This is a genomic window from Streptomyces sp. NPDC028308, assembly GCF_055565855.1.
The window spans coordinates 456,419-473,201 of sequence record NZ_JBVHTO010000004.1 but is presented as its reverse complement, the minus strand read 5'-3'; the positions used below and the strand labels follow the sequence as shown (position 1 = coordinate 473,201).

The 16,783-nt window shown below is 73.0% G+C and carries 17 protein-coding genes; 8 read left to right on the top strand and 9 right to left on the bottom strand.

Features of this window, described 5'->3' with window-relative positions:
* Positions 1-789: 789 nt before the first annotated feature.
* The 3 genes from ACZ4VA_RS12315 (at position 790) to ACZ4VA_RS12305 (ending at position 3,592) form a co-directional block, all read left to right on the top strand.
* Positions 790-1,491 carry a TetR/AcrR family transcriptional regulator gene (locus ACZ4VA_RS12315; protein ID WP_355782274.1) on the top strand — a complete coding sequence of 234 codons (702 nt, stop codon included), beginning with the start codon at positions 790-792 and terminating at the stop codon, positions 1,489-1,491.
* A gap of 200 nt (positions 1,492-1,691) precedes the next feature.
* Positions 1,692-2,930 (top strand): sensor histidine kinase, encoded by a 1,239-nt coding sequence (locus ACZ4VA_RS12310; protein WP_389389217.1) that lies wholly within the window; start codon positions 1,692-1,694, stop codon positions 2,928-2,930.
* Positions 2,927-3,592: a response regulator gene (locus tag ACZ4VA_RS12305; RefSeq protein ID WP_468081079.1), complete on the top strand. Its 666-nt coding sequence runs from the start codon at positions 2,927-2,929 to the stop codon at positions 3,590-3,592. The genes ACZ4VA_RS12310 and ACZ4VA_RS12305 overlap by 4 nt, the downstream gene beginning before the upstream one ends.
* On the opposite strand, the gene ACZ4VA_RS12300 is transcribed toward ACZ4VA_RS12305, so the two are convergent.
* Together ACZ4VA_RS12300 and ACZ4VA_RS12295 are read right to left on the bottom strand one after the other, a co-directional pair.
* Positions 3,553-3,819, bottom strand: coding sequence for a DUF6332 family protein (locus tag ACZ4VA_RS12300; protein WP_468081077.1), 267 nt, complete (start codon positions 3,817-3,819; stop codon positions 3,553-3,555). The two genes, ACZ4VA_RS12305 and ACZ4VA_RS12300, sit on opposite strands and share 40 nt — an antisense overlap.
* 198 nt (positions 3,820-4,017) lie before the next feature.
* Positions 4,018-5,520 (bottom strand): MFS transporter, encoded by a 1,503-nt coding sequence (locus ACZ4VA_RS12295; RefSeq protein ID WP_468081075.1) that lies wholly within the window; start codon positions 5,518-5,520, stop codon positions 4,018-4,020.
* A gap of 85 nt (positions 5,521-5,605) precedes the next feature.
* Between ACZ4VA_RS12295 and ACZ4VA_RS12290 the strand changes: the two genes are divergently transcribed.
* Positions 5,606-6,016 carry a MarR family winged helix-turn-helix transcriptional regulator gene (locus tag ACZ4VA_RS12290; protein ID WP_355782259.1) on the top strand — a complete coding sequence of 137 codons (411 nt, stop codon included), beginning with the start codon at positions 5,606-5,608 and terminating at the stop codon, positions 6,014-6,016.
* A 61-nt stretch (positions 6,017-6,077) separates the two neighbouring features.
* Here ACZ4VA_RS12290 and ACZ4VA_RS12285 read toward each other — a convergent pair whose 3' ends face one another.
* From ACZ4VA_RS12285 to ACZ4VA_RS12275, 3 genes are all read right to left on the bottom strand, one after another.
* The gene (locus tag ACZ4VA_RS12285; protein ID WP_468081073.1) at positions 6,078-6,860 is read right to left on the bottom strand and encodes a maleylpyruvate isomerase family mycothiol-dependent enzyme; all 783 of its coding nucleotides are present in this window, start codon (positions 6,858-6,860) and stop codon (positions 6,078-6,080) included.
* Between the two features lie 295 nt (positions 6,861-7,155).
* Complete coding sequence (locus tag ACZ4VA_RS12280) at positions 7,156-8,319, bottom strand: MFS transporter (RefSeq protein WP_356165937.1); 1,164 nt, start codon at positions 8,317-8,319, stop codon at positions 7,156-7,158.
* 89 nt (positions 8,320-8,408) lie between these two features.
* On the bottom strand, positions 8,409-9,188 hold the full coding sequence (locus tag ACZ4VA_RS12275) for a DeoR/GlpR family DNA-binding transcription regulator (protein WP_468081071.1): 780 nt from the start codon (positions 9,186-9,188) through the stop codon (positions 8,409-8,411).
* A gap of 123 nt (positions 9,189-9,311) precedes the next feature.
* On the opposite strand from ACZ4VA_RS12275, the gene ACZ4VA_RS12270 reads away from it, so the two are divergent.
* Positions 9,312-10,202 carry an SIS domain-containing protein gene (locus ACZ4VA_RS12270; RefSeq protein ID WP_356165724.1) on the top strand — a complete coding sequence of 297 codons (891 nt, stop codon included), beginning with the start codon at positions 9,312-9,314 and terminating at the stop codon, positions 10,200-10,202.
* A 33-nt stretch (positions 10,203-10,235) separates the two neighbouring features.
* Positions 10,236-11,087 carry a class II fructose-bisphosphate aldolase gene (locus ACZ4VA_RS12265; protein ID WP_468081069.1) on the top strand — a complete coding sequence of 284 codons (852 nt, stop codon included), beginning with the start codon at positions 10,236-10,238 and terminating at the stop codon, positions 11,085-11,087.
* 181 nt (positions 11,088-11,268) lie between these two features.
* Here the strand turns inward: ACZ4VA_RS12265 and ACZ4VA_RS12260 are convergent, their stop codons facing one another.
* Positions 11,269-12,447 (bottom strand): methyltransferase, encoded by a 1,179-nt coding sequence (locus ACZ4VA_RS12260; protein WP_355793413.1) that lies wholly within the window; start codon positions 12,445-12,447, stop codon positions 11,269-11,271.
* A gap of 153 nt (positions 12,448-12,600) precedes the next feature.
* On the opposite strand from ACZ4VA_RS12260, the gene ACZ4VA_RS12255 reads away from it, so the two are divergent.
* Positions 12,601-13,275 carry an alpha-ketoglutarate-dependent dioxygenase AlkB family protein gene (locus ACZ4VA_RS12255; RefSeq protein ID WP_355795841.1) on the top strand — a complete coding sequence of 225 codons (675 nt, stop codon included), beginning with the start codon at positions 12,601-12,603 and terminating at the stop codon, positions 13,273-13,275.
* 139 nt (positions 13,276-13,414) lie between these two features.
* Positions 13,415-14,656, top strand: a complete 1,242-nt coding sequence (locus ACZ4VA_RS12250) for an ROK family protein (RefSeq protein WP_356165719.1) — start codon at positions 13,415-13,417, stop codon at positions 14,654-14,656.
* 21 nt (positions 14,657-14,677) lie between these two features.
* Here ACZ4VA_RS12250 and ACZ4VA_RS12245 read toward each other — a convergent pair whose 3' ends face one another.
* From ACZ4VA_RS12245 to ACZ4VA_RS12235, 3 genes are read right to left on the bottom strand one after another with little or no spacing between them, the layout of a single operon-like run.
* Positions 14,678-15,586 (bottom strand): phosphotriesterase family protein, encoded by a 909-nt coding sequence (locus ACZ4VA_RS12245; RefSeq protein WP_468081066.1) that lies wholly within the window; start codon positions 15,584-15,586, stop codon positions 14,678-14,680.
* On the bottom strand, positions 15,583-16,167 hold the full coding sequence (locus ACZ4VA_RS12240; RefSeq protein ID WP_355793943.1) for a DUF4865 family protein: 585 nt from the start codon (positions 16,165-16,167) through the stop codon (positions 15,583-15,585). The genes ACZ4VA_RS12245 and ACZ4VA_RS12240 overlap by 4 nt, the downstream gene beginning before the upstream one ends.
* Positions 16,168-16,219: 52 nt before the next feature.
* Positions 16,220-16,780 carry a TetR/AcrR family transcriptional regulator gene (locus ACZ4VA_RS12235; protein WP_468081063.1) on the bottom strand — a complete coding sequence of 187 codons (561 nt, stop codon included), beginning with the start codon at positions 16,778-16,780 and terminating at the stop codon, positions 16,220-16,222.
* Between the last annotated feature and the right edge of the window lie 3 nt (positions 16,781-16,783).

Sequence of the window (16,783 nt, the reverse complement as noted above, 5' to 3'; positions counted from 1 at the left end):
GAGTGTGGAGTGTGGAGTGGGGAGGGTCTGGCCTGCCGGGATGGCGGTGGTGTGGGGAGCCCAAGTCGCCCGCCACCGTCGGCTCTGCCAGTCCGTGCCCCGGGCCCTGCGCCTCTGAGCCCCAATGGGCGCGGATCGCTGGGGTGTGGGGTGTGCGCTGTTGGGCGGTGCGGCGCCCGTCGTCGTACGAATGGTCGGACTGCCCCGGTGGTCGCTGCTCACATAAGAGAGCGGGGCTCGCCCTGGAGGGCGGTGCTCGCCGTGCGGAGCAGTGCTCGCTCTGGAGGGCGTTGCTCGCCGTGCGGAGCGGCGCTCACCTGAAGGGCGGTGCTCGCCGTGCGGAGCAGCGCTCACCTGAAGGGCGGGCGGCGCTTGCCGTACGGGTCGGCGCTCGCCGCGGCAGGGTGTCCGTCGCTATCTGCTGCTCACGGGCGTGGGTGCCGCTCGCCACCGCTGGTCGGCTCCCTCCGGAGGACGGTGCGTCCCGCCGCAGGGTTCGCCTCAGGGCACCGCTCGCCATGGTGGGCGGTGCTCGCTTCGCAGAGCGGCACCCACTCTGAAGAGCAGCGCTCACTTTTGAGATCGCCGCTCGCACCCTCAGTCGCACAGCCGTCGCGATAGCACTGCTCACCGCGAAGAGCGGTGCCCACGACAAAGAGCGCTGCTCCAGTGGTCCGCCCGCGCGCGCTCCCGAGACCCCCTCCAGCGGGCCCCGAAAAGCAAAACCCATCCTCGAGAGCACTGATCTCGTTTGTGTGCACTGCTCTGAAAACGTGGAATACTGCCCGCATGAGTACCGCACGAGGCGCCAGGGCCCGGGCCAGGATCGAGGTCACCGCAGCCATCAAGGACGAGGCGCGCAGACAGCTCGCGTCCGAGGGTGCCGCCCGGCTCTCGCTGCGCGCCGTCGCCCGAGAGCTCGGCATGGTGTCCTCCGCCCTCTACCGCTACTTCCCCAGCCGCGACGACCTGCTGACCGCCCTGATCATCGACGCCTACGACTCCCTCGGCGAGGCCGCGGAGACGGCGCACTCCGCAGTCGCCGACGCAGCACCGCAGGCCCGTTGGGTCGCGGTGTGCGTAGCCGTACGCGACTGGGCGCTGGCGCATCCGCACGAGTACGCGCTGATCTACGGTTCGCCCGTGCCCGGTTACGCCGCCCCGGATACGACCGTGCGACCCGCCTCCCGAGTGGCGCTGCTCCTCGTCGGCATCGTCCGTGACGCCCATCGAGGCAAGGGCGTGGCCCGGCCTCCGCTGGCCGCGGAGCTGAAGACGGAGGCGCAGCGGATGGCCGCCGACCTCGCGCCCGACCTGCCGCCCGAGGTGGCCGTGGCGCTTGTCGCCGCTTGGGCGCAGTTGTTCGGGCTGATCGGATTCGAGCTGTTCGGGCAGTTCCATCGTGTCGTCGAGGACCGGGACCCCTTCTTCCGGCATGCGGCGGCGCAACTCGCGCACGGGGTCGGGTTGGTGTACCCCCAGCCCTCTTGACCGCGCTCAGTCGGGCGCCCCGAGGCCCCCGAACCCGTCACATCCCCCACCCGTCGAAGCCCCCGACCCCGTACAAGCCCATCGCCATCGAAAATCAAAGCCCCGCAGCGCACGCCCGCCTCCGTACTCCGCCGGGAGTACGGCTGGTCACCACGCCTGGCTGACGCTCGGAGGGCCCTGCGGCGTCTAGCGTGACCGTCATGGAAGAGCAGCGCACCCGCAGGTCCCGGACGTGGGGCGGGCCACCCCGGTGGTGGCGGCACGGGCCGCCCGGGTGGGGCCGCCGGGACGACGAGGACCGCGGTGCCCGCTGGCCGTGGCGTTCCACGCTCCTGCTCACCGTCTTCGTGCTCGCAGGCAGCACCTTCGCGTCCCACGCCCAGGCGGACGAGCGGGCGCCGCTGGACGCATTCGCGCGTGTGCTGCTCCTCGTGGGCTGCGGCGTACTGCTGTGGCGGCAGCGTTACCCGGCGTTCGCGGCCTTCGCCACGGCCGCCGCGGCGACGGTCTATCTGGGCGCCGGGTACGCGTACGGGCCGGTGTTCCTCACGGTGGCGGTGGGCTGCTTCGGCGCGATCGTCGCCGGGCACCGCCGGGCGGCCTGGGCGGCGGTCGGGATGCTGTGGGTCGGGCACGTGCTGGTCGCGCACTGGCTCTACGTCTGGCTGCCGCCGGCGGGGGGCGAGCCCGCCGCGTGGAGTCAGGAGATCGTCACCGCGACCTGGGTCATCGCCATCGTGGCGGTATCGGAACTGGCCCGCGTACGCCGTGAGCAGTGGGCGCGTGACCGGGCCGAGCGTGCGCTGGCCGCCCGGCGGCGGGCCGACGAGGAGCGCCTGCGGATCGCTCGCGAGCTGCACGACGTCCTCGCGCACAGCATCTCCGTGATCAACGTCCAGGCCGGCGTGGGTCTCGCGCTTCTCGACTCCGACCCCGAACAGGCGCGTACGGCGCTCACCACCATCAAGACCGCCAGCAAGGAGGCGCTGGGCGAGGTCCGGCAGGTCCTCGACACGCTGCGGGCGCCCGGTGAGGCTCCGCGCGCGCCGGCTCCGGGGCTCGACCGGCTGCCCGAACTCGTGGAGCAGGCGGCGAGCGCCGGACTGACGGTCGAGGTGCTGGGCAGGGTCCCGGCGCTGGCACCCGGTACCGACCTCGCGGCGTTCCGCATCGTGCAGGAGGCGCTCACCAACGTCGTACGGCACTCGGGGTCGCGCAGTGCGCGCGTGCGGATCGACCGGGCGGAGGGGGCGTTGCGGTTGCGGATCGACGACGACGGGCCCGCGACCGGTGCGGACGCCGGGGGCAGCGGTAACGGGCTCGCCGGGATGCGCGAGCGGGCGGCGGCGCTGGGTGGCACGATCGAGGCCGGCCCGCTCGCCGGAGGCGGATTCCGTGTACTGGCGGTACTGCCGCTCAAATCCGAGGAGGCCAGGTGATCCGCGTACTGCTCGCCGACGACCAGTCGCTGGTCAGGGCGGGATTCAAAGCGCTCCTGGACGCGCAACCCGACATCGAGGTGGCCGGTGAGGCGGCCGACGGTGAGGAGGCGCTGGAGAAGGTGCGCGAACTGCGCCCGGACGTCGTGCTGATGGACATCCGGATGCCCCGGCTCGACGGGCTCGCCGCCACGCGCCGGATCACCGACGCCCCGGGCCTGGAGGGCGTCAAGGTGGTCATGCTCACCACCTTCGAACTGGACGAGTACGTCTTCGAGGCGATCCGCTGCGGAGCCTCCGGCTTCCTGGTGAAGGACACCGAGCCGGACGAACTGCTGCGTGCCGTGAGGGCGGTGGTCGAGGGCGACGCGTTGCTGTCGCCGGGTGTGACCCGTCGGCTGATCGCGGAGTTCGCCGCCCGCTCCAAGGAGCCCGCGGCGGCGGGGGCGTTGAGTGAACTCACCGAGCGGGAAAGGGAGGTGATGGCTCTGGTCGGGATCGGTCTGTCGAACGACGAGATCGCCCGCCGCCTGGTCGTCAGTCCGTTGACCGCGAAGACGCATGTCAGCCGGACCATGGTGAAGCTGGGTGCGCGCGACCGCGCCCAACTGGTCGTTCTGGCCTACGAGTCGGGGTTGGTGCGGCCGGGCTGGCTGGGCTGACCGATCCGCGGGAAGCGGGTCAGGACCGTCACGACGGTCGCGAAGAAGACGCCGGCCGCGAGGCCCGCCGCCGTCTGCCTCAGCGGTCCACCGGAAATCCCGAAGACCGCCGGGAGCGCGTGCGCGACTGCCATGAAGGCGGCGCCGGCCAGCACGGCACCGGCGAACAGCGCGTACCCGATCTCGACCGTCATCGCGTCCCGCTCCGCCTGCGTGCGTTTCCCCATACATCCAGTCAAACAGGCGTACGCCCGACAGACAAGAACTGTCCGTCGGGCGCGCCGAGTTGAGGGAAGGCATCGGTCGGTGCCGAGTCGCCGGTCGGCACCGAGTCGAGGGAGGGCATCGCATGGCACCGAGTCGCCGGTCGGCACCGAGTCGAGGAAGGCATCGCCTGGCACCCGGTCGAGGGTGCGGATGCGGACTCAGTCGACGACCGCCACCCGCGCCTCCTCCGTCTGCTTGGCTGCCTCCGCGGGCTCCTCGTGCGGGGAGCGGGCGACCAGGATCGTCTCCCGCGAACGCGGGGCCCGCAGGCCGGTGAGCGTGACGATCAAGCCCGCGAGAGCGATACCCGTGACGACGACCAGCCCCGAGCGGTAGCTGTCGAGGACCACCTCGGGGGAGGAACCCTCGGACGAACTCGCGGTCACCACCGCCGTCACCACGGCCAGGAAGATGGCGCCGCCCACCTGGACCGAGGTGTTCAGCAGGCCGGAGACCATGCCCTGCTCGTGGTCCTCCACGCCGTTCGTCGCCTGGATGTTGAGCGACGGGAAGACGAGGGCGCAGGCCGCGCCGATCAGCAGCATCGTCGGCAGGATGACGGCCGCGTAGACGGGGTCGAGGTCGACGCGGAGGAACAGGGCGTAGCCGACGACCATCAGGGCGAAGCCGACCGCGATGAGGCGCGGGGTGCCGAACCGGTCGACGACGGAACCGACCTTCGTCGAGGACAGGGCGACCAGCGCGCCGGCGGGCAGGAAGGCGAGAGCGGTGTGCAGCGCCGACCAGCCGAGCAGCGACTGCATGTACAGCGTCACCATGAACTGGAAGCCGACGTACGAGCCGAAGAACGCCATCGCGCCGAGCTGGGCGCGGATCTGGCTGCCCGAGCGGAGGACGCCGAGCCGGATGAGCGGGCTGGGGCTGCGGCGTTCGACGGCGACGAACACGGAGAGCAGCACGGCGACGGCGGCGAAGGAGAGCAGCGTGCGGGCAGTGCCCCAGCCCACCTCGGGCGCCTGGACGACGGTGAAGACGAGCAGCAGCATCGCGGCGGTGCCGAGGACGGCGCCCGGGATGTCGTAGCCGCGGTGGTCCCTCTCGCGTTCGCTGCGCGGGATGAGCCGCAGGCCCGCGATCAGTGCGACGACGGCGATCGGGGCGGGCAGCAGCATGGTCAGCCGCCAGCTCGCCTCGGTGAGGAGACCGGAGAGCACGAGCCCCATGGAGAAGCCGGTGGCCGCGCAGGTGGTGTAGATCGAGAGCGCGCGGTTGCGCAGCGGGCCCTCGGCGAAGGTCGTGGTGATGATGGACAGTCCCGCCGGCGCGGTGAACGCGGCGCTCAGCCCCTTGATGAAGCGGCTGGCGATGAGCAGCGGGCCCGAGTCGACGAGTCCGCCGAGCAGCGACGCGAGCGCGAAGACGCCGAGGGCGACCAGGAAGACCTGGCGGCGGCCCAGGAGGTCGGCGGTGCGTCCGCCGAGGAGGAGGAGTCCGCCGTATCCCAGGATGTAGCCGCTGACGATCCATTGCAGCGTCGACGTGGAGAGGTCGAGTTCGGAACCGATGGACGGCAGGGCGACGCCGACCATCGACACGTCCAGCGCGTCCAGGAACATCGCGGCGCAGAGCACCAGCAGGGTGCCCCACAGCCGGGGCGTCCAGCTTCCCTGGGACGCGGGGGTGGTGAGCGGAGAGGTCATGCCGACGACACTACATGCACGCGCATCCAATGCAAGCGCATTTAATTCCGATGCAACAAAGTCGGTTCTTTGCTACGGTGCGGCCATGGCGGCGAAGAAGGCCGAGCACGTGCTCGTGGACCGGTGGCGGGACATCCTCGCGGTGCATGCGCGCACCCTGTGCGAACTCGACCGCGAGCTCCATCCGTACGGCTTGGGCGCCAGCGACTTCGAGGTGCTCGACGTACTGGCCGCGGGCACGGCGTCGGGCGGCGGCCCTTCGTATCGCGTGCAGGAGATCTCCGAGCGGGTGCACCTGAGTCAGAGTGCGCTGTCCCGGCTGATCGGCCGCCTGGAGAAGGACGGACATGTCACGCGGTGCGTGTGTCCGGAGGACCGCCGGGGGGTCAGTGTGGCGCTCACACCGCGGGGCCGCGCACTGCACGACGAGGTGCTGCCGGTGCAGCGCGCGGTGCTGCACCGGATGCTCGCGGGCGGCGCCACCGACTGCTCCTGAACCTGCCGCCCCTTCGCGCCCGTAGCTTCCGCATACAGGTCGCAGGGGGCAATTCAGGGGATCAGTTCCAGGTGACCGCCGACGTCTCCCGCCACAGCGCCGCCACCTCGGCGTCGCCCGTCACTTCGGGGAACGGCCGACGGTTCCACAGTGACAGGTACAACTGGTCGGCGGGACCTACGAGTTCGCAGTCGACGTGTCCGTCCGCTCCCCGTTCGATCACGGGCGGCTCCGGCGACAGCCGTACGGTCCACGCGGCGTCCTCGGCGTCGGTCGCCCGCACTCTCAGCGTGCGGGGCTCCTCCGAACGCACCTTGCTCTTGCCGCGGTTGTGGAATCCGCTCAGCAACTCGTCGATGCCGTCCAGTGCGAAGTCCGTGGCGACCGCCGAGGATTTCGTGCCGATCGCCGCCAGATCCGTGCCGACCCCGCTCGATCCGGTGCCCAGCGCCGACTCGGCGTCGACCCGGTGCACGGTGGTCTCGTGGGCCTGGCGCCGCGCCCAGAACGCCAGTGGCGAAGGGGCCGGCATGAAACTCCAGCACTCGGTGTCGGGCGGAGCGGCGGCGAGTGTGTCGACGAGCCGCCGATGGCCCTCGCGGAACCAGGTCAGGAGCTCGTCGCCGTCCAGGTCGGGCAGGCCGGCGTCGGGCTGGTAGCTCGTGTGCCGTTCGGCGACGAATGCCGTCGCCCAGCGGTGCACCATGCCGGTGTGCCGAAGGAGGTCGCGTACCTGCCAGTCCGGGCAGGTCGGGACCTTGGCCTTGGAACCGGCCCGCCCGGCGGCGGCCGCCAGCAACTGCCCCTCGCGGTCGAGGGTTTCCAAGAACTGCGCAATCTCCATGCGGTGAGTGTGCCGGATGGAGTGCCGTTGAGGGGAAGCGAGTGGCGGGCGCCCGCAGGGAGCGGCAAGAACATGAACTTTCCGCGGCGGCCCGGCCGAGCCCTGCCGCCGTTCCGTATGACGTCGGTTACGGGGAAGGCGCTGACGCACCCGTTCACCTGAGGCGCGTCAGTCGACTCACCAACGGTCTGCCCTCCGGTCCACCCCGTCGAAGACCGGGCCGGCCGCGGTCGAGCGCCGCCGCCGCCGAGAGGCGGGCCGGACCTACGCTCCTGGGCTGCGGCAGCGCCGGCCGTCAGGCGACCGTCACCCGGCGTGTGGCGAATCCGATCAGCGCCGCGATTCCCGCCAGTACCGCCACGCTCGTGAGCGCCGCGGGCAGCGAGTACCAGTCGGCCATGAAACCGATCGCGGGCGGCCCGAGCAGCATGCCCCCGTAGCCCAGCGTGGACGCGGCGGCGACGCCGGTCGGGCCCGCGAGCGCGCCGGCGCGGTCGACGGCCACCGGGAAGATGTTGGCGAGCCCGAGGCCGGTGACCGCGAAGCCGAGCAGCGCCGCCCACACCGACGGGGCGAGCGAGCCGACCAGCATGCCCAGCATGGCCGTCGTGCCGCCCGCCACCAGGGTCCGGGTCCGGCCGAGCCGTTCGAGGAGCGTCGTACCGCTCAGCCGCCCGATGGTCATGGCCAGTGCGAAGCAGGAGTAGCCGGCCGCCGCCACACCGGGGTGCGCGTCGAGGTCCTGCTCCAGGTGGAGCGCGCCCCAGTCGGCGAGTGCTCCCTCGCCGTACGCGGTGCAGAGCGCGATGAGGCCGAAGACCGCGACGAGTCCGCGGGTACGTCCGTCGAGGCGGCGGGGCGCCTTCTGCTCGGCGTCCGTGCGGTCGGGGGGTACCGGCGGTTCCTGGCGCAGCAGCGTACGCCCGGCGACCGCCGTGACGAGGAGTCCGATCGCGGTGAGGCCGAGCAGATGGCGGGTGGGGGACAGGTGGGCGGCCACCAGCCCGCCGAGACCGGCTCCGAGCATCCCGCCCAGGCTGAAGGCCGCGTGGAAGCCGGGCATCACCGGCCGCCGGAGCGCGGCCACCAGGTCGACGGCCGCGCTGTTCATCGCGACGTTGATGCAGCCGTAAGCGGCGCCGAAGACGAGCAGGACGGCACCGAGGGTCAGGGCGGAATGGGTGAGCGGTGGCAGGGCGACGCTGAGTGCGAGGAGGACACCGCAGACCACCGTCACCGGATGGCTGCCGAAGCGGCGGCACAGTCGGCCGGTGAGCATCATCGTGATCACCGCCCCGGCGGAAACCCCCAGCAGCGCGAGCCCGAGTGAGCTGGCCGAGGCGCCGGTCTGCTCCTTGATGGCCGGGATGCGCACGACCCAGCCGGCGAAGACGAAACCGTCGAGGGCGAAGAAGGCGGTGATGGCGAGGCGGAGCCGGGTCAGGTCGTTGCCCGGCACGACGCTGTGCGAGGACAGTTTGTTTATTAGCGGCACAAAGTCAGGGTAGGTGCCTGCCTGCCACACGTACAGGGGGGAAGTGGCCGGATTCAGACCACGAGGACCTCGAGGCCCACGTCCTGGAACCGCCGTACCGTCGCCTCGTCGGCCCCGGCGTCGGTGACGAGCGTGCCCACCGCGTCGGCCGCGCAGATCCGGGCGAACGCCCGCTGTCCCAGCTTGCTGGAGTCCGCGGCGACGATGACGCGCTCGGCGCGCTCGCACAGCAGGCGGTTGATCGCGGCCTCCGCCTCGTCGTGCGCCGCCGCCCCGTGCGTGGCGTCGAAGGCGACCACGCCGAGCACCGCGACGTCGACGCTGATCTGGCCGAGCACGCCGTCCGCGAGCGGGCCGACGAGCTCGTACGAGGAGGGGCGGGCGACCCCGCCCGTCACCACGATCTTGAACTGGGGCCGTACGGCGAGCTCGTTGGCGATGTTGAGCGCGTTCGTCACCACGGTCAGCGCGGGGGACCCGGACGCGAGGTCGGGGCGCACGGCCAGCGCGCGGGCCACCTCCGTGGTGGTCGTGCCGCCGGTCAGGCCCACCGCCTCGCCGGGTGCCACGAGGTCGGCGACCGCCCTCGCGATCCGCTGCTTCTCCGAGGCGCGCCGGGCGGTCTTGTAGCGCAGCGGCAGTTCGTAGGAGACCCCGTGCACGACCGCCCCGCCACGGGTGCGGACGAGCATCTGCTGTTCCGCGAGCTGGTCGAAGTCGCGCCGGATCGTCGCCGCCGACACCTCCAGCTCCGCCGCGGCCTCCTCGACGTCCAGCCGGCCCCGCTCCACGAGCAGTTCCAGCAGCGTCTTCCAGCGGGCGTCGCGCGACATCCGCACTCTCCGTTCCTCGTTCCTCCGCGACCCTAACGCACCTATGCGGCGCTTGAATGCTTGATGTTGCTCGAAAAGGCGCGCTATCTTGCACGAAACTGCATCTGCGGGGAGGGGTACGGCATGACCCATGTCGAGAACGAGCTGACCAGCCAGCCCGAGTGCTGGGCCCGGGCCGCCGAGCAGGCCCCCGGGCACGGCGCCGCGCTGCCCGCGCCGGGGGAGCGGGTCGCGATCGTCGGGTGCGGCACCTCCCTCTTCATGGCCCAGGCCGCCGCCGCGCTGCGTGAGCGGTCCGGGCAGGGTGAGACCGACGCGTTCGCCGCGTCGGAGTTCCCGTACGGCCGCGCGTACGACCGCGTCGTCGCGCTCACCAGGTCCGGAACCACCACCGAGGTGCTCGAACTCCTCGGCCGCCTCAAGGGCGCGACGCGCACCACGGCTGTCACGGCCGACCCCGGGACACCCGTCATGGAGGCGGCCGACGACGTCGTGGTGCTCGCCTTCGCGGACGAGCGGTCGGTCGTGCAGACCCGGTTCGCCACCACCGCGCTCACCCTGCTCCGCGCCCACCTCGGACTGCACACGGACGCCGTCGTGGCCGACGCGGCCACCGCGCTCGACACCCCGCTGCCCGAAGGGCTGGTCGACTGCGCGCAGTTCACCTTCCTCGGCCGCGGCTGGACCGTCGGGCTGGCCAGCGAGGCCGGACTGAAGATGCGTGAGGCCTCACTGGCCTGGACGGAGGCCTACCCGGCGATGGAGTACCGGCACGGCCCCATCAGCGTCTCCACCCACGGCACGGCCACCTGGATGCTCGGCGAGGCCCCCGAGGGTCTGGCCGAGCAGGTGCGGGGGACCGGCGCCCGGTGGGTGGCCGGCCGTCTCGACCCGCTGGCCGAACTCGTCCGCGCCCAGCGTCTCGCCGTCGCGGTCGCCGCCGCCCGCGGGCTCGACCCGGACCGGCCCCGCCACCTCACCCGCTCGGTGATCCTCCAGCCGGACGCCCGCTGAACCGGCACGACCGCCCGCGCAGAAGGAGGAGTTGTGCCACTCGCAGCCACCGGTGACCTGATCACCGCCGCCGTCCGGGAGCGGACCGCCGTCGCCGCGTTCAACATCATCACGCTGGAACACGTCGAAGCCGTCATCGCGGGCGCCGAGTTCGTGGACGCACCCGTCGTCCTTCAAGTCAGCGAGAACGCCGTGAAGTTCCGGTACGGACGGGTGCTCCCGCTCGCCCGTGCCGCGACCGCGGCGGCCGAGCGCGCCGCGGTGCCCGTCGCGCTCCACCTGGACCACGTGCAGGGTGACGCGCTCCTGCGTCAGGCCGCCGACGCAGGGTTCAGCTCCGTGATGTACGACGCCGCCCGGCTGCCGTACGAGGAGAATCTCGCCGCCACCCGCGCCGCCGCCGACTGGGCACACGCCCAAGGGCTGTGGATCGAGGCGGAGTTGGGCAAGGTCGGGGGCAAGGGAGGCGAACCGGCCCTCGACGCGCACGCACCCGGTGCCCGCACCGACCCCGCCGAGGCGCGGGCCTTCGTGGCGGACTCCGGCGTGGACGCGCTGGCCGTCGCGGTCGGCAGTTCGCACGCGATGACCACCCGCACCGCGGCCCTCGACCACGAACTGCTCAAACGCCTCGCCGCGGCCCTCGACGTGCCCCTCGTGCTGCACGGCTCCTCCGGGGTCCCGGACGACGAACTCGCTTCGGCCGTCGCCGGAGGCATCGCCAAGGTCAACATCGGAACGGCGCTGAACCTCGCCATGACCGGCGCCATCAGGGAGTTCCTCACCGCCCGCCCCGAGGCGGTGGACTCGCGCGCGTACCTCGGCGCGGGGCGGGAGGCCATGGCGCGGACGGTGGCGCACCTCATCGGCGTGCTGCGGACGTGAGCGTCCCGTGTGCGTGCCGGCCGCGCCCCGGGGTCGCCGCGGTCCGGGCCGAGCTGCCCGGTTTCCGCCCTCTGGAGGGCTGACACGCACCGGTGCCCCCGGACAGGACCGCCCGGACGTCGCACCCGCTCGGCAGCCCCCGCGGCGGGAGCCGGGAGCCTCGCCCCGGGCCCGCGGAGCGCTACTTCCTGACCGCTTTGAGCACCACGAACTTCGCGTCGCTCGCGACGAGTTCGCTGTTGCCGAACAGCCGCCGCAGCTTGAGGTGGTACCCGAGGTGGCGGTTGCCGATCACCCACAGCTCACCGCCGGGACGCAGCGCGCGCCGTGCTCCGGTGAACATCCGCCAGGCGATGGCGTCGGTCGTCGCCTGGTGGGAGTGGAAGGGCGGGTTGGTGAGGACGACGTCGACGCTCCCGTTCGGTACGTCGGTCAGGCCGTCCCCGACGAGGAACTCCGCCGAGCCCGAGGGCGCCGGTGAGCTCTCCGGCTGTCCGGGGCCCCGCGTGTTCTCCCGGTAGGTCGCCTCGGCGGACGCCACCGCCTGGTACGACTCGTCGACGAACAGCACATGCGCGCGCGGGTTGGCCAGCGCGACCGCCGTCCCCACGACCCCGTTGCCGCAGCCGAGGTCGACGACGCGCTCGGCGTCGCGGGTGCGCGGAAGGTGCTGGAGGAAGAAGCGGGTGCCGATGTCGAGCCGGTCGGCGCAGAACACTCCCGCGTGGTTCACGACGGTCCGACCGGACACCACGCCGACGCCGTCCGGGAGTTCGTAGCGGTAGGGCCACGGATTGGCGGTCCGTACCAGCCCCGGCGCCGGGGTGCTGAGGACGAGCCGGGCCTTCTGCTCCGCGAGCGACGTACGCGTCGGGCCGATGATCCGCTCGAACAGGCGCAGCGTCGAGGTGTGGATCTCCTTGACCATGCCGGTGCCGACGACGACCGTCCCCTCGTGCAGGGCGGGCGCCAGCCGGTGCAGCTGGTCCTCCAGCAGCGCCAGGCTCTTGGGCACGTGGACGAGCAGGACGTCGATGCGGTCGGGGGGCGTGTCCCGGGTGGTCAGGAGGCGCACGGCGTCCTCGTCGACGCCGTTGCGCCGCAGGTTCGCCCGGGTCGCCTCCCGTGCCAGGTAGGAGTCGGTGATCTGCACCGGCCGGTGTGACGCGAGCGCCGTGACCAGCGCGCCCCACCGGTCGCCGACCACGACCACCGACCCGGACAGGGAGGTGCCGCTCGCCGCGAGGTGCCGCAGGAGATAGGCGTCGGACGCGTCCCAGGCACGCAGCCTGTCGCGGGGGTCCTCGGGGAAGCGGGCCAGCGTGAGCTCGCCCCAGGGTGTGGCCATCCGGTCGTTCATCGTGCCCCAGGCTATCCGAGCCGCAGCTCAGAGCCGGTCCCGGTGGCCCGGCGGCGGCCGGGGAGGCACGCCGGCCCGGGCGGCGGGCCACGGGAACGGGCCGGACACCACGTCGTCGCCGGTCCGCGTGACGGCTGCGTGATGATGGAAGGTATGGAGAGTGAGCTGTTTCCGCGCGGGCGGACGGAGGTGGCGCCGGGCGCCGTGCACCTGCCGGACTGGCTGGACCTCGAGGGTCAGCTGGGGCTGCTGACCGCCTGCCGGGAGTGGGCCAGGCCGCCGGCCGGCCTGCGCACGGTGCGCACCCCCGGCGGCGGCACCATGACCTCGCGGCAGGTCTGCCTGGGCCTGCACTGGTACCCCTACGGGTACGCGCCCACCGTGGTCGACGGCGACGGCTCCCCGGTGAAGCCGTTCCCGCCGTGGCTGGCGGACCTCGGCCGCAGGGCGGTGGAGGACGCCCTCGGCCCGCAGCCGGCCGGTTCCGAGGCGCACGACATCGCACTGATCAACTTCTACGACGCCGACGCCCGCATGGGCATGCACCGGGACAGCGACGAGAGGTCGGACGCGCCGGTGGTGTCCCTGAGCCTCGGCGACAGCTGCGTCTTCCGGTTCGGGAACACCGAGTCGCGGACCCGGCCGTACACGGACGTCGAGCTGCGCAGCGGGGACCTCTTCGTCTTCGGCGGCCCGTCCCGGTCGGCCTACCACGGGGTTCCCCGGGTGCACGCGGGCACCGGGCCGAGCGAGTTGGGACTCACGGGCCGGCTGAACGTCACCCTGCGGGTCGGCGGCTTCCAGGATCCGCCCGTCGCACGCACGTGAGCGAGTCGCAGGACGCGGAGACGGCCGCGGCCCCTCCGGTACGGGTATCGAGGCCGGCGCCGCGCCGGGAGTGCGGGGACGCCTCCCGGCGCACCCCGGACGGGCCACCGGTCGTCCGGATCATGGGAGACTCGCCCTCATGAACGGCAAGGCGGGCCCCCGGGCGGCGGGGGAAGGGAACACGCGGACGCGGCTGGACCGGGGGCGTGGAGCCCTCGGACCCGCGCTGGAGCTCGTGCACACCGGGCGTGCGCCGACCCGTGCCGTCCTCACCGCCGAACTGGGCGTCACCCGGGCGACGGCCGGCGCCGTGGCCGCCGAGCTGGAGGCGCTCGGCCTGATCCGCGTGGACGCCCGTCCCGGAGCGGCCGCCGGTTCGCAGGGACGCCCCTCGCACCGCCTGGAGGTCGCCGAGGACGGTCCCGTCGCGCTCGCCGCGCAGGTCCACGCCGACGGGTTCCGCGCCGCGCTGGTCGGTCTCGGCGGCCGGATCGTCGCGACCGCGCCCGGCTGCGAGACCGTCGACGCCGACCCGGCGAAGGTCCTCGGCTCGGTCGTCGAGGCCGGCGCCGAACTGCTGGCGCAGACCGGTCGGCGCTGCGTCGGCGCCGGTCTCGCGGTGCCCTCGGCGGTCGCCGAACCGGACGGTCTCGCCCTCAACCCCCTGCACCTCGCCTGGCCCGCCGGTTCGCCGGTCCGCCAGATCTTCGCCGAGCGTGTGCGCGCCGCCGGGATCCACGGGCCCGCCTTCGCGGCCAACGACGTCAACCTCGCCGCCCTCGCCGAGCACCGGCACGGCGCCGGCCGCGGCGCCCGCGACCTGCTGTGCGTGGCGACCGGGCACCGGGGCGTCGGCGGTGCGCTGGTGCTGGACGGGCGCCTGCACACGGGCAGTTCGGGCCTCGCGCTGGAGGTCGGCCACCTCACCGTCAACCCCGAGGGACGCCCCTGCCACTGCGGAAGCCGGGGCTGCCTCGACGTGGAGGCGGACCCGCTGGCGTTCCTGGACGCCGCCGGCCGCGACCCGGGTCCCGAGGTCTCGCTGCTCCAGCAGTCCAACGACCTGATCCGCGGGCAGTACGCGGACCCGGCGGTGCGCACCGCCACCGAGGCGCTGATCGACCGGCTCGGGCTCGGCCTGGCGGGGCTGGTCAACATCCTCAACCCCGACCGCATCATCCTCGGCGGGCTGCACCGCACCCTGCTCGACGCCGACCCCGACCGGCTGCGTGCCGTCGTCGCGGACCGCAGCCTGTGGGGGCAGAGCGGCGGCGTGCCGATCCTCGCCTGCACGCTGGACCACAACAGCCTGGTGGGCGCCGCCGAGCTGGCCTGGCAGCCGGTCCTCGACGACCCGCTGACGGCCCTCGCCGAGGCCTGATCCACCGGCGGGACGACGCCGTCAGGTCCATTCCACCGAGAACGCGCGCGCGGGATTCTCGGTGAACACCCGCTCCACCAGCTCCCTGCCGAGGGCGAGTTCGAGACGCGGGCGGACGCGCCGCAGCAGATACGGCATGCCCGGACCGCCGTCGACGGAGCGGGCGGCCGCGGTCGTCGTGTCGCCGCCCAGGAGCAGACGATGGCCGAACCCGGCCTCGGCGAGGGCCCGTACGGCCTCCGGCATGCGCCAGTCCGTGGCGTGGTGGGCGCGCGAGGGGCCGTCGAAGGCCAGATAGGCGCCCGCCTCGGCGGCCTGGCGGTGCACCACCGGATCCGGTGCCCGGTTGAGATGGCCGAGGATCACCCGGTGCGGCGGCACCCCCGACTCGCCGCACAGCAGGTCGAGTACGTCGAGCGCGCCCGTGCCCAGCTCGAGGTGGACGGCGATGGGGGCACCCGTGGCGTGGTGGGCCTCGGCCGCCGCGGTCATCGTCCAGCGGGCGTGCGCGTCCAGGGCGTGGAAGCCCCCGGCGACCTTGATCAGGCCGGCCCGGACCCCCGTCGTGCCGATGCCCCGGGTCAGTTCCGTGACGAACAGCTCCGCCAGTCTGCCGCGCAGTGCGGTGAGCATCTCGGGCGCGTAGTGCGCCGCCTGGTGCAGTCCGGTCGCCGCGACGACGTGAACTCCCGTGTCCCGGGAGACGATCGGCAGATCCGCCACCCGCCGGCCGAGCCCGTACGGCGTCCACTGGACGACACTCGCGCCGCCCTGCGCCCGGAACGCGGTGAGTTCGTCCCGCGCGGAGGCGGCGTCGCGCAACTCCTGGCCGGGGAGCTGGGGGCTGCCGAAGAAGACGTGGTCGTGCGCGTCGCACACGCCCAGCCGCTCCGGAGGCAGGTCGCCCAGGACGGTGCGGACCGTGCTCACCACCGCGGCCCCCGGGGGAGCAGGCCCCGCCCGGGCTGCGACATGTGCAGCACCTGGAACACCTCGCCGACGGCCTCGGGGGTGTCATGGGCCCAGACGGAGAAGTGCACCGTCTCCCAGTTCCGGGTGTCGACGGCGGCGGCCGCGCAGACGGCGCCGTCCAGCGAGGCCAGCCGCTCCGTCTCCCGCACCGCGTCCTTCGCCGCCTCCGACAGCGGGACGCCCTCGGGCAGGGGCCGGGCGGACCGCACCGCGACGGCGGCGGGGGAGCCGCCGGCGACTCCCTCCTCGTACGAGAGGCCCGTCCACTGCTGCACCACGGGCCGTCCGAAGTCGTCGACTATGCCCTGGAAGGGGCCCGTCCAGAGGAAGGCGTTCATGCCCTCCACGGTGTTCCAGAGGTAGAAGGGCGCGTACTGGTTGACCGGCGAGCCGTGCACACCCCGCTCGCGGATCAGATAGGTCTTGAATCCGAGGCCGTCCCAGTCGTCGAGCCGGTGGCCGAGCCGCGAGACGCGGTCGCGGACGACGCCCATGTCGTAGTCGGCGGGCAGTGTCAGTTCGTACTGCATGGCGTGCACGGTGCCTCCAAGTGGCTTTGCGGGGGCGGGTGTCGGAGCGACCGGCCGTGGCTCAGCGGGCGGGGTCGAGGAGGGCCAGCAGTCCCCGGACGCCGGTGTCGAACGCGGCGGGTGAGCCGGACGCGCGGGCCAGGACGTACCCGCCCTGGACCGTGGCGACGATCGTCGCGGCGACCTCCTCCGCGTCGAGGGAGGGCGCGAACTGGCCCTGCTCCTTGCCCTCTTCGACGATCCCGGCGAGCGTCTCGCGCAGCCAGTCGATCGTCGCGTCGACGGGCGCGCGCAGCTCCTCGCTCGCCATGACGTCCGGGTCCATCGTGAGCCGCCCGACGGGGCAGCCACGCAGCACGTCGCGTTCGCGCCGCAGGTACGCCGCGATGCGCTCGTACGGCGTCCCGGGCGTGCTCAGTACGTCCTCGGCGGTGGCCCGCAGTTCCTCGGCGGTCCGGAGGAGGGCGGCCAGGGCGAGATCGGGCTTGCCCTTGAAGTGGTGGTACATGCTGCCCTGTCCGGCGCCCGCGTGCTGCTGGATCGCCTTGGGGCTGGTGCCCACGTAGCCGCGCTCCCACAGCAGCTCGCGAGTGGACTCGATCAGTCGCTCCGGGGTGCTCATGAC

What these genes read in the sequence shown, in the direction of transcription:
- ACZ4VA_RS12260 (WP_355793413.1), bottom strand. Translation starts at nt 12,447, where the DNA reads ATGAACGACCGGATGGCCACACCCTGGGGCGAGCTCACGCTGGCCCGC.
- ACZ4VA_RS12315 (WP_355782274.1), top strand. Translation starts at nt 790, where the DNA reads ATGAGTACCGCACGAGGCGCCAGGGCCCGGGCCAGGATCGAGGTCACC.
- ACZ4VA_RS12300 (WP_468081077.1), bottom strand. Translation starts at nt 3,819, where the DNA reads ATGGGGAAACGCACGCAGGCGGAGCGGGACGCGATGACGGTCGAGATC.
- ACZ4VA_RS12235 (WP_468081063.1), bottom strand. Translation starts at nt 16,780, where the DNA reads ATGAGCACCCCGGAGCGACTGATCGAGTCCACTCGCGAGCTGCTGTGG.
- ACZ4VA_RS12255 (WP_355795841.1), top strand. Translation starts at nt 12,601, where the DNA reads ATGGAGAGTGAGCTGTTTCCGCGCGGGCGGACGGAGGTGGCGCCGGGC.
- ACZ4VA_RS12275 (WP_468081071.1), bottom strand. Translation starts at nt 9,188, where the DNA reads ATGTCGCGCGACGCCCGCTGGAAGACGCTGCTGGAACTGCTCGTGGAG.
- ACZ4VA_RS12270 (WP_356165724.1), top strand. Translation starts at nt 9,312, where the DNA reads ATGACCCATGTCGAGAACGAGCTGACCAGCCAGCCCGAGTGCTGGGCC.
- ACZ4VA_RS12250 (WP_356165719.1), top strand. Translation starts at nt 13,415, where the DNA reads ATGAACGGCAAGGCGGGCCCCCGGGCGGCGGGGGAAGGGAACACGCGG.
- ACZ4VA_RS12310 (WP_389389217.1), top strand. Translation starts at nt 1,692, where the DNA reads ATGGAAGAGCAGCGCACCCGCAGGTCCCGGACGTGGGGCGGGCCACCC.
- ACZ4VA_RS12295 (WP_468081075.1), bottom strand. Translation starts at nt 5,520, where the DNA reads ATGACCTCTCCGCTCACCACCCCCGCGTCCCAGGGAAGCTGGACGCCC.
- ACZ4VA_RS12285 (WP_468081073.1), bottom strand. Translation starts at nt 6,860, where the DNA reads ATGGAGATTGCGCAGTTCTTGGAAACCCTCGACCGCGAGGGGCAGTTG.
- ACZ4VA_RS12290 (WP_355782259.1), top strand. Translation starts at nt 5,606, where the DNA reads ATGGCGGCGAAGAAGGCCGAGCACGTGCTCGTGGACCGGTGGCGGGAC.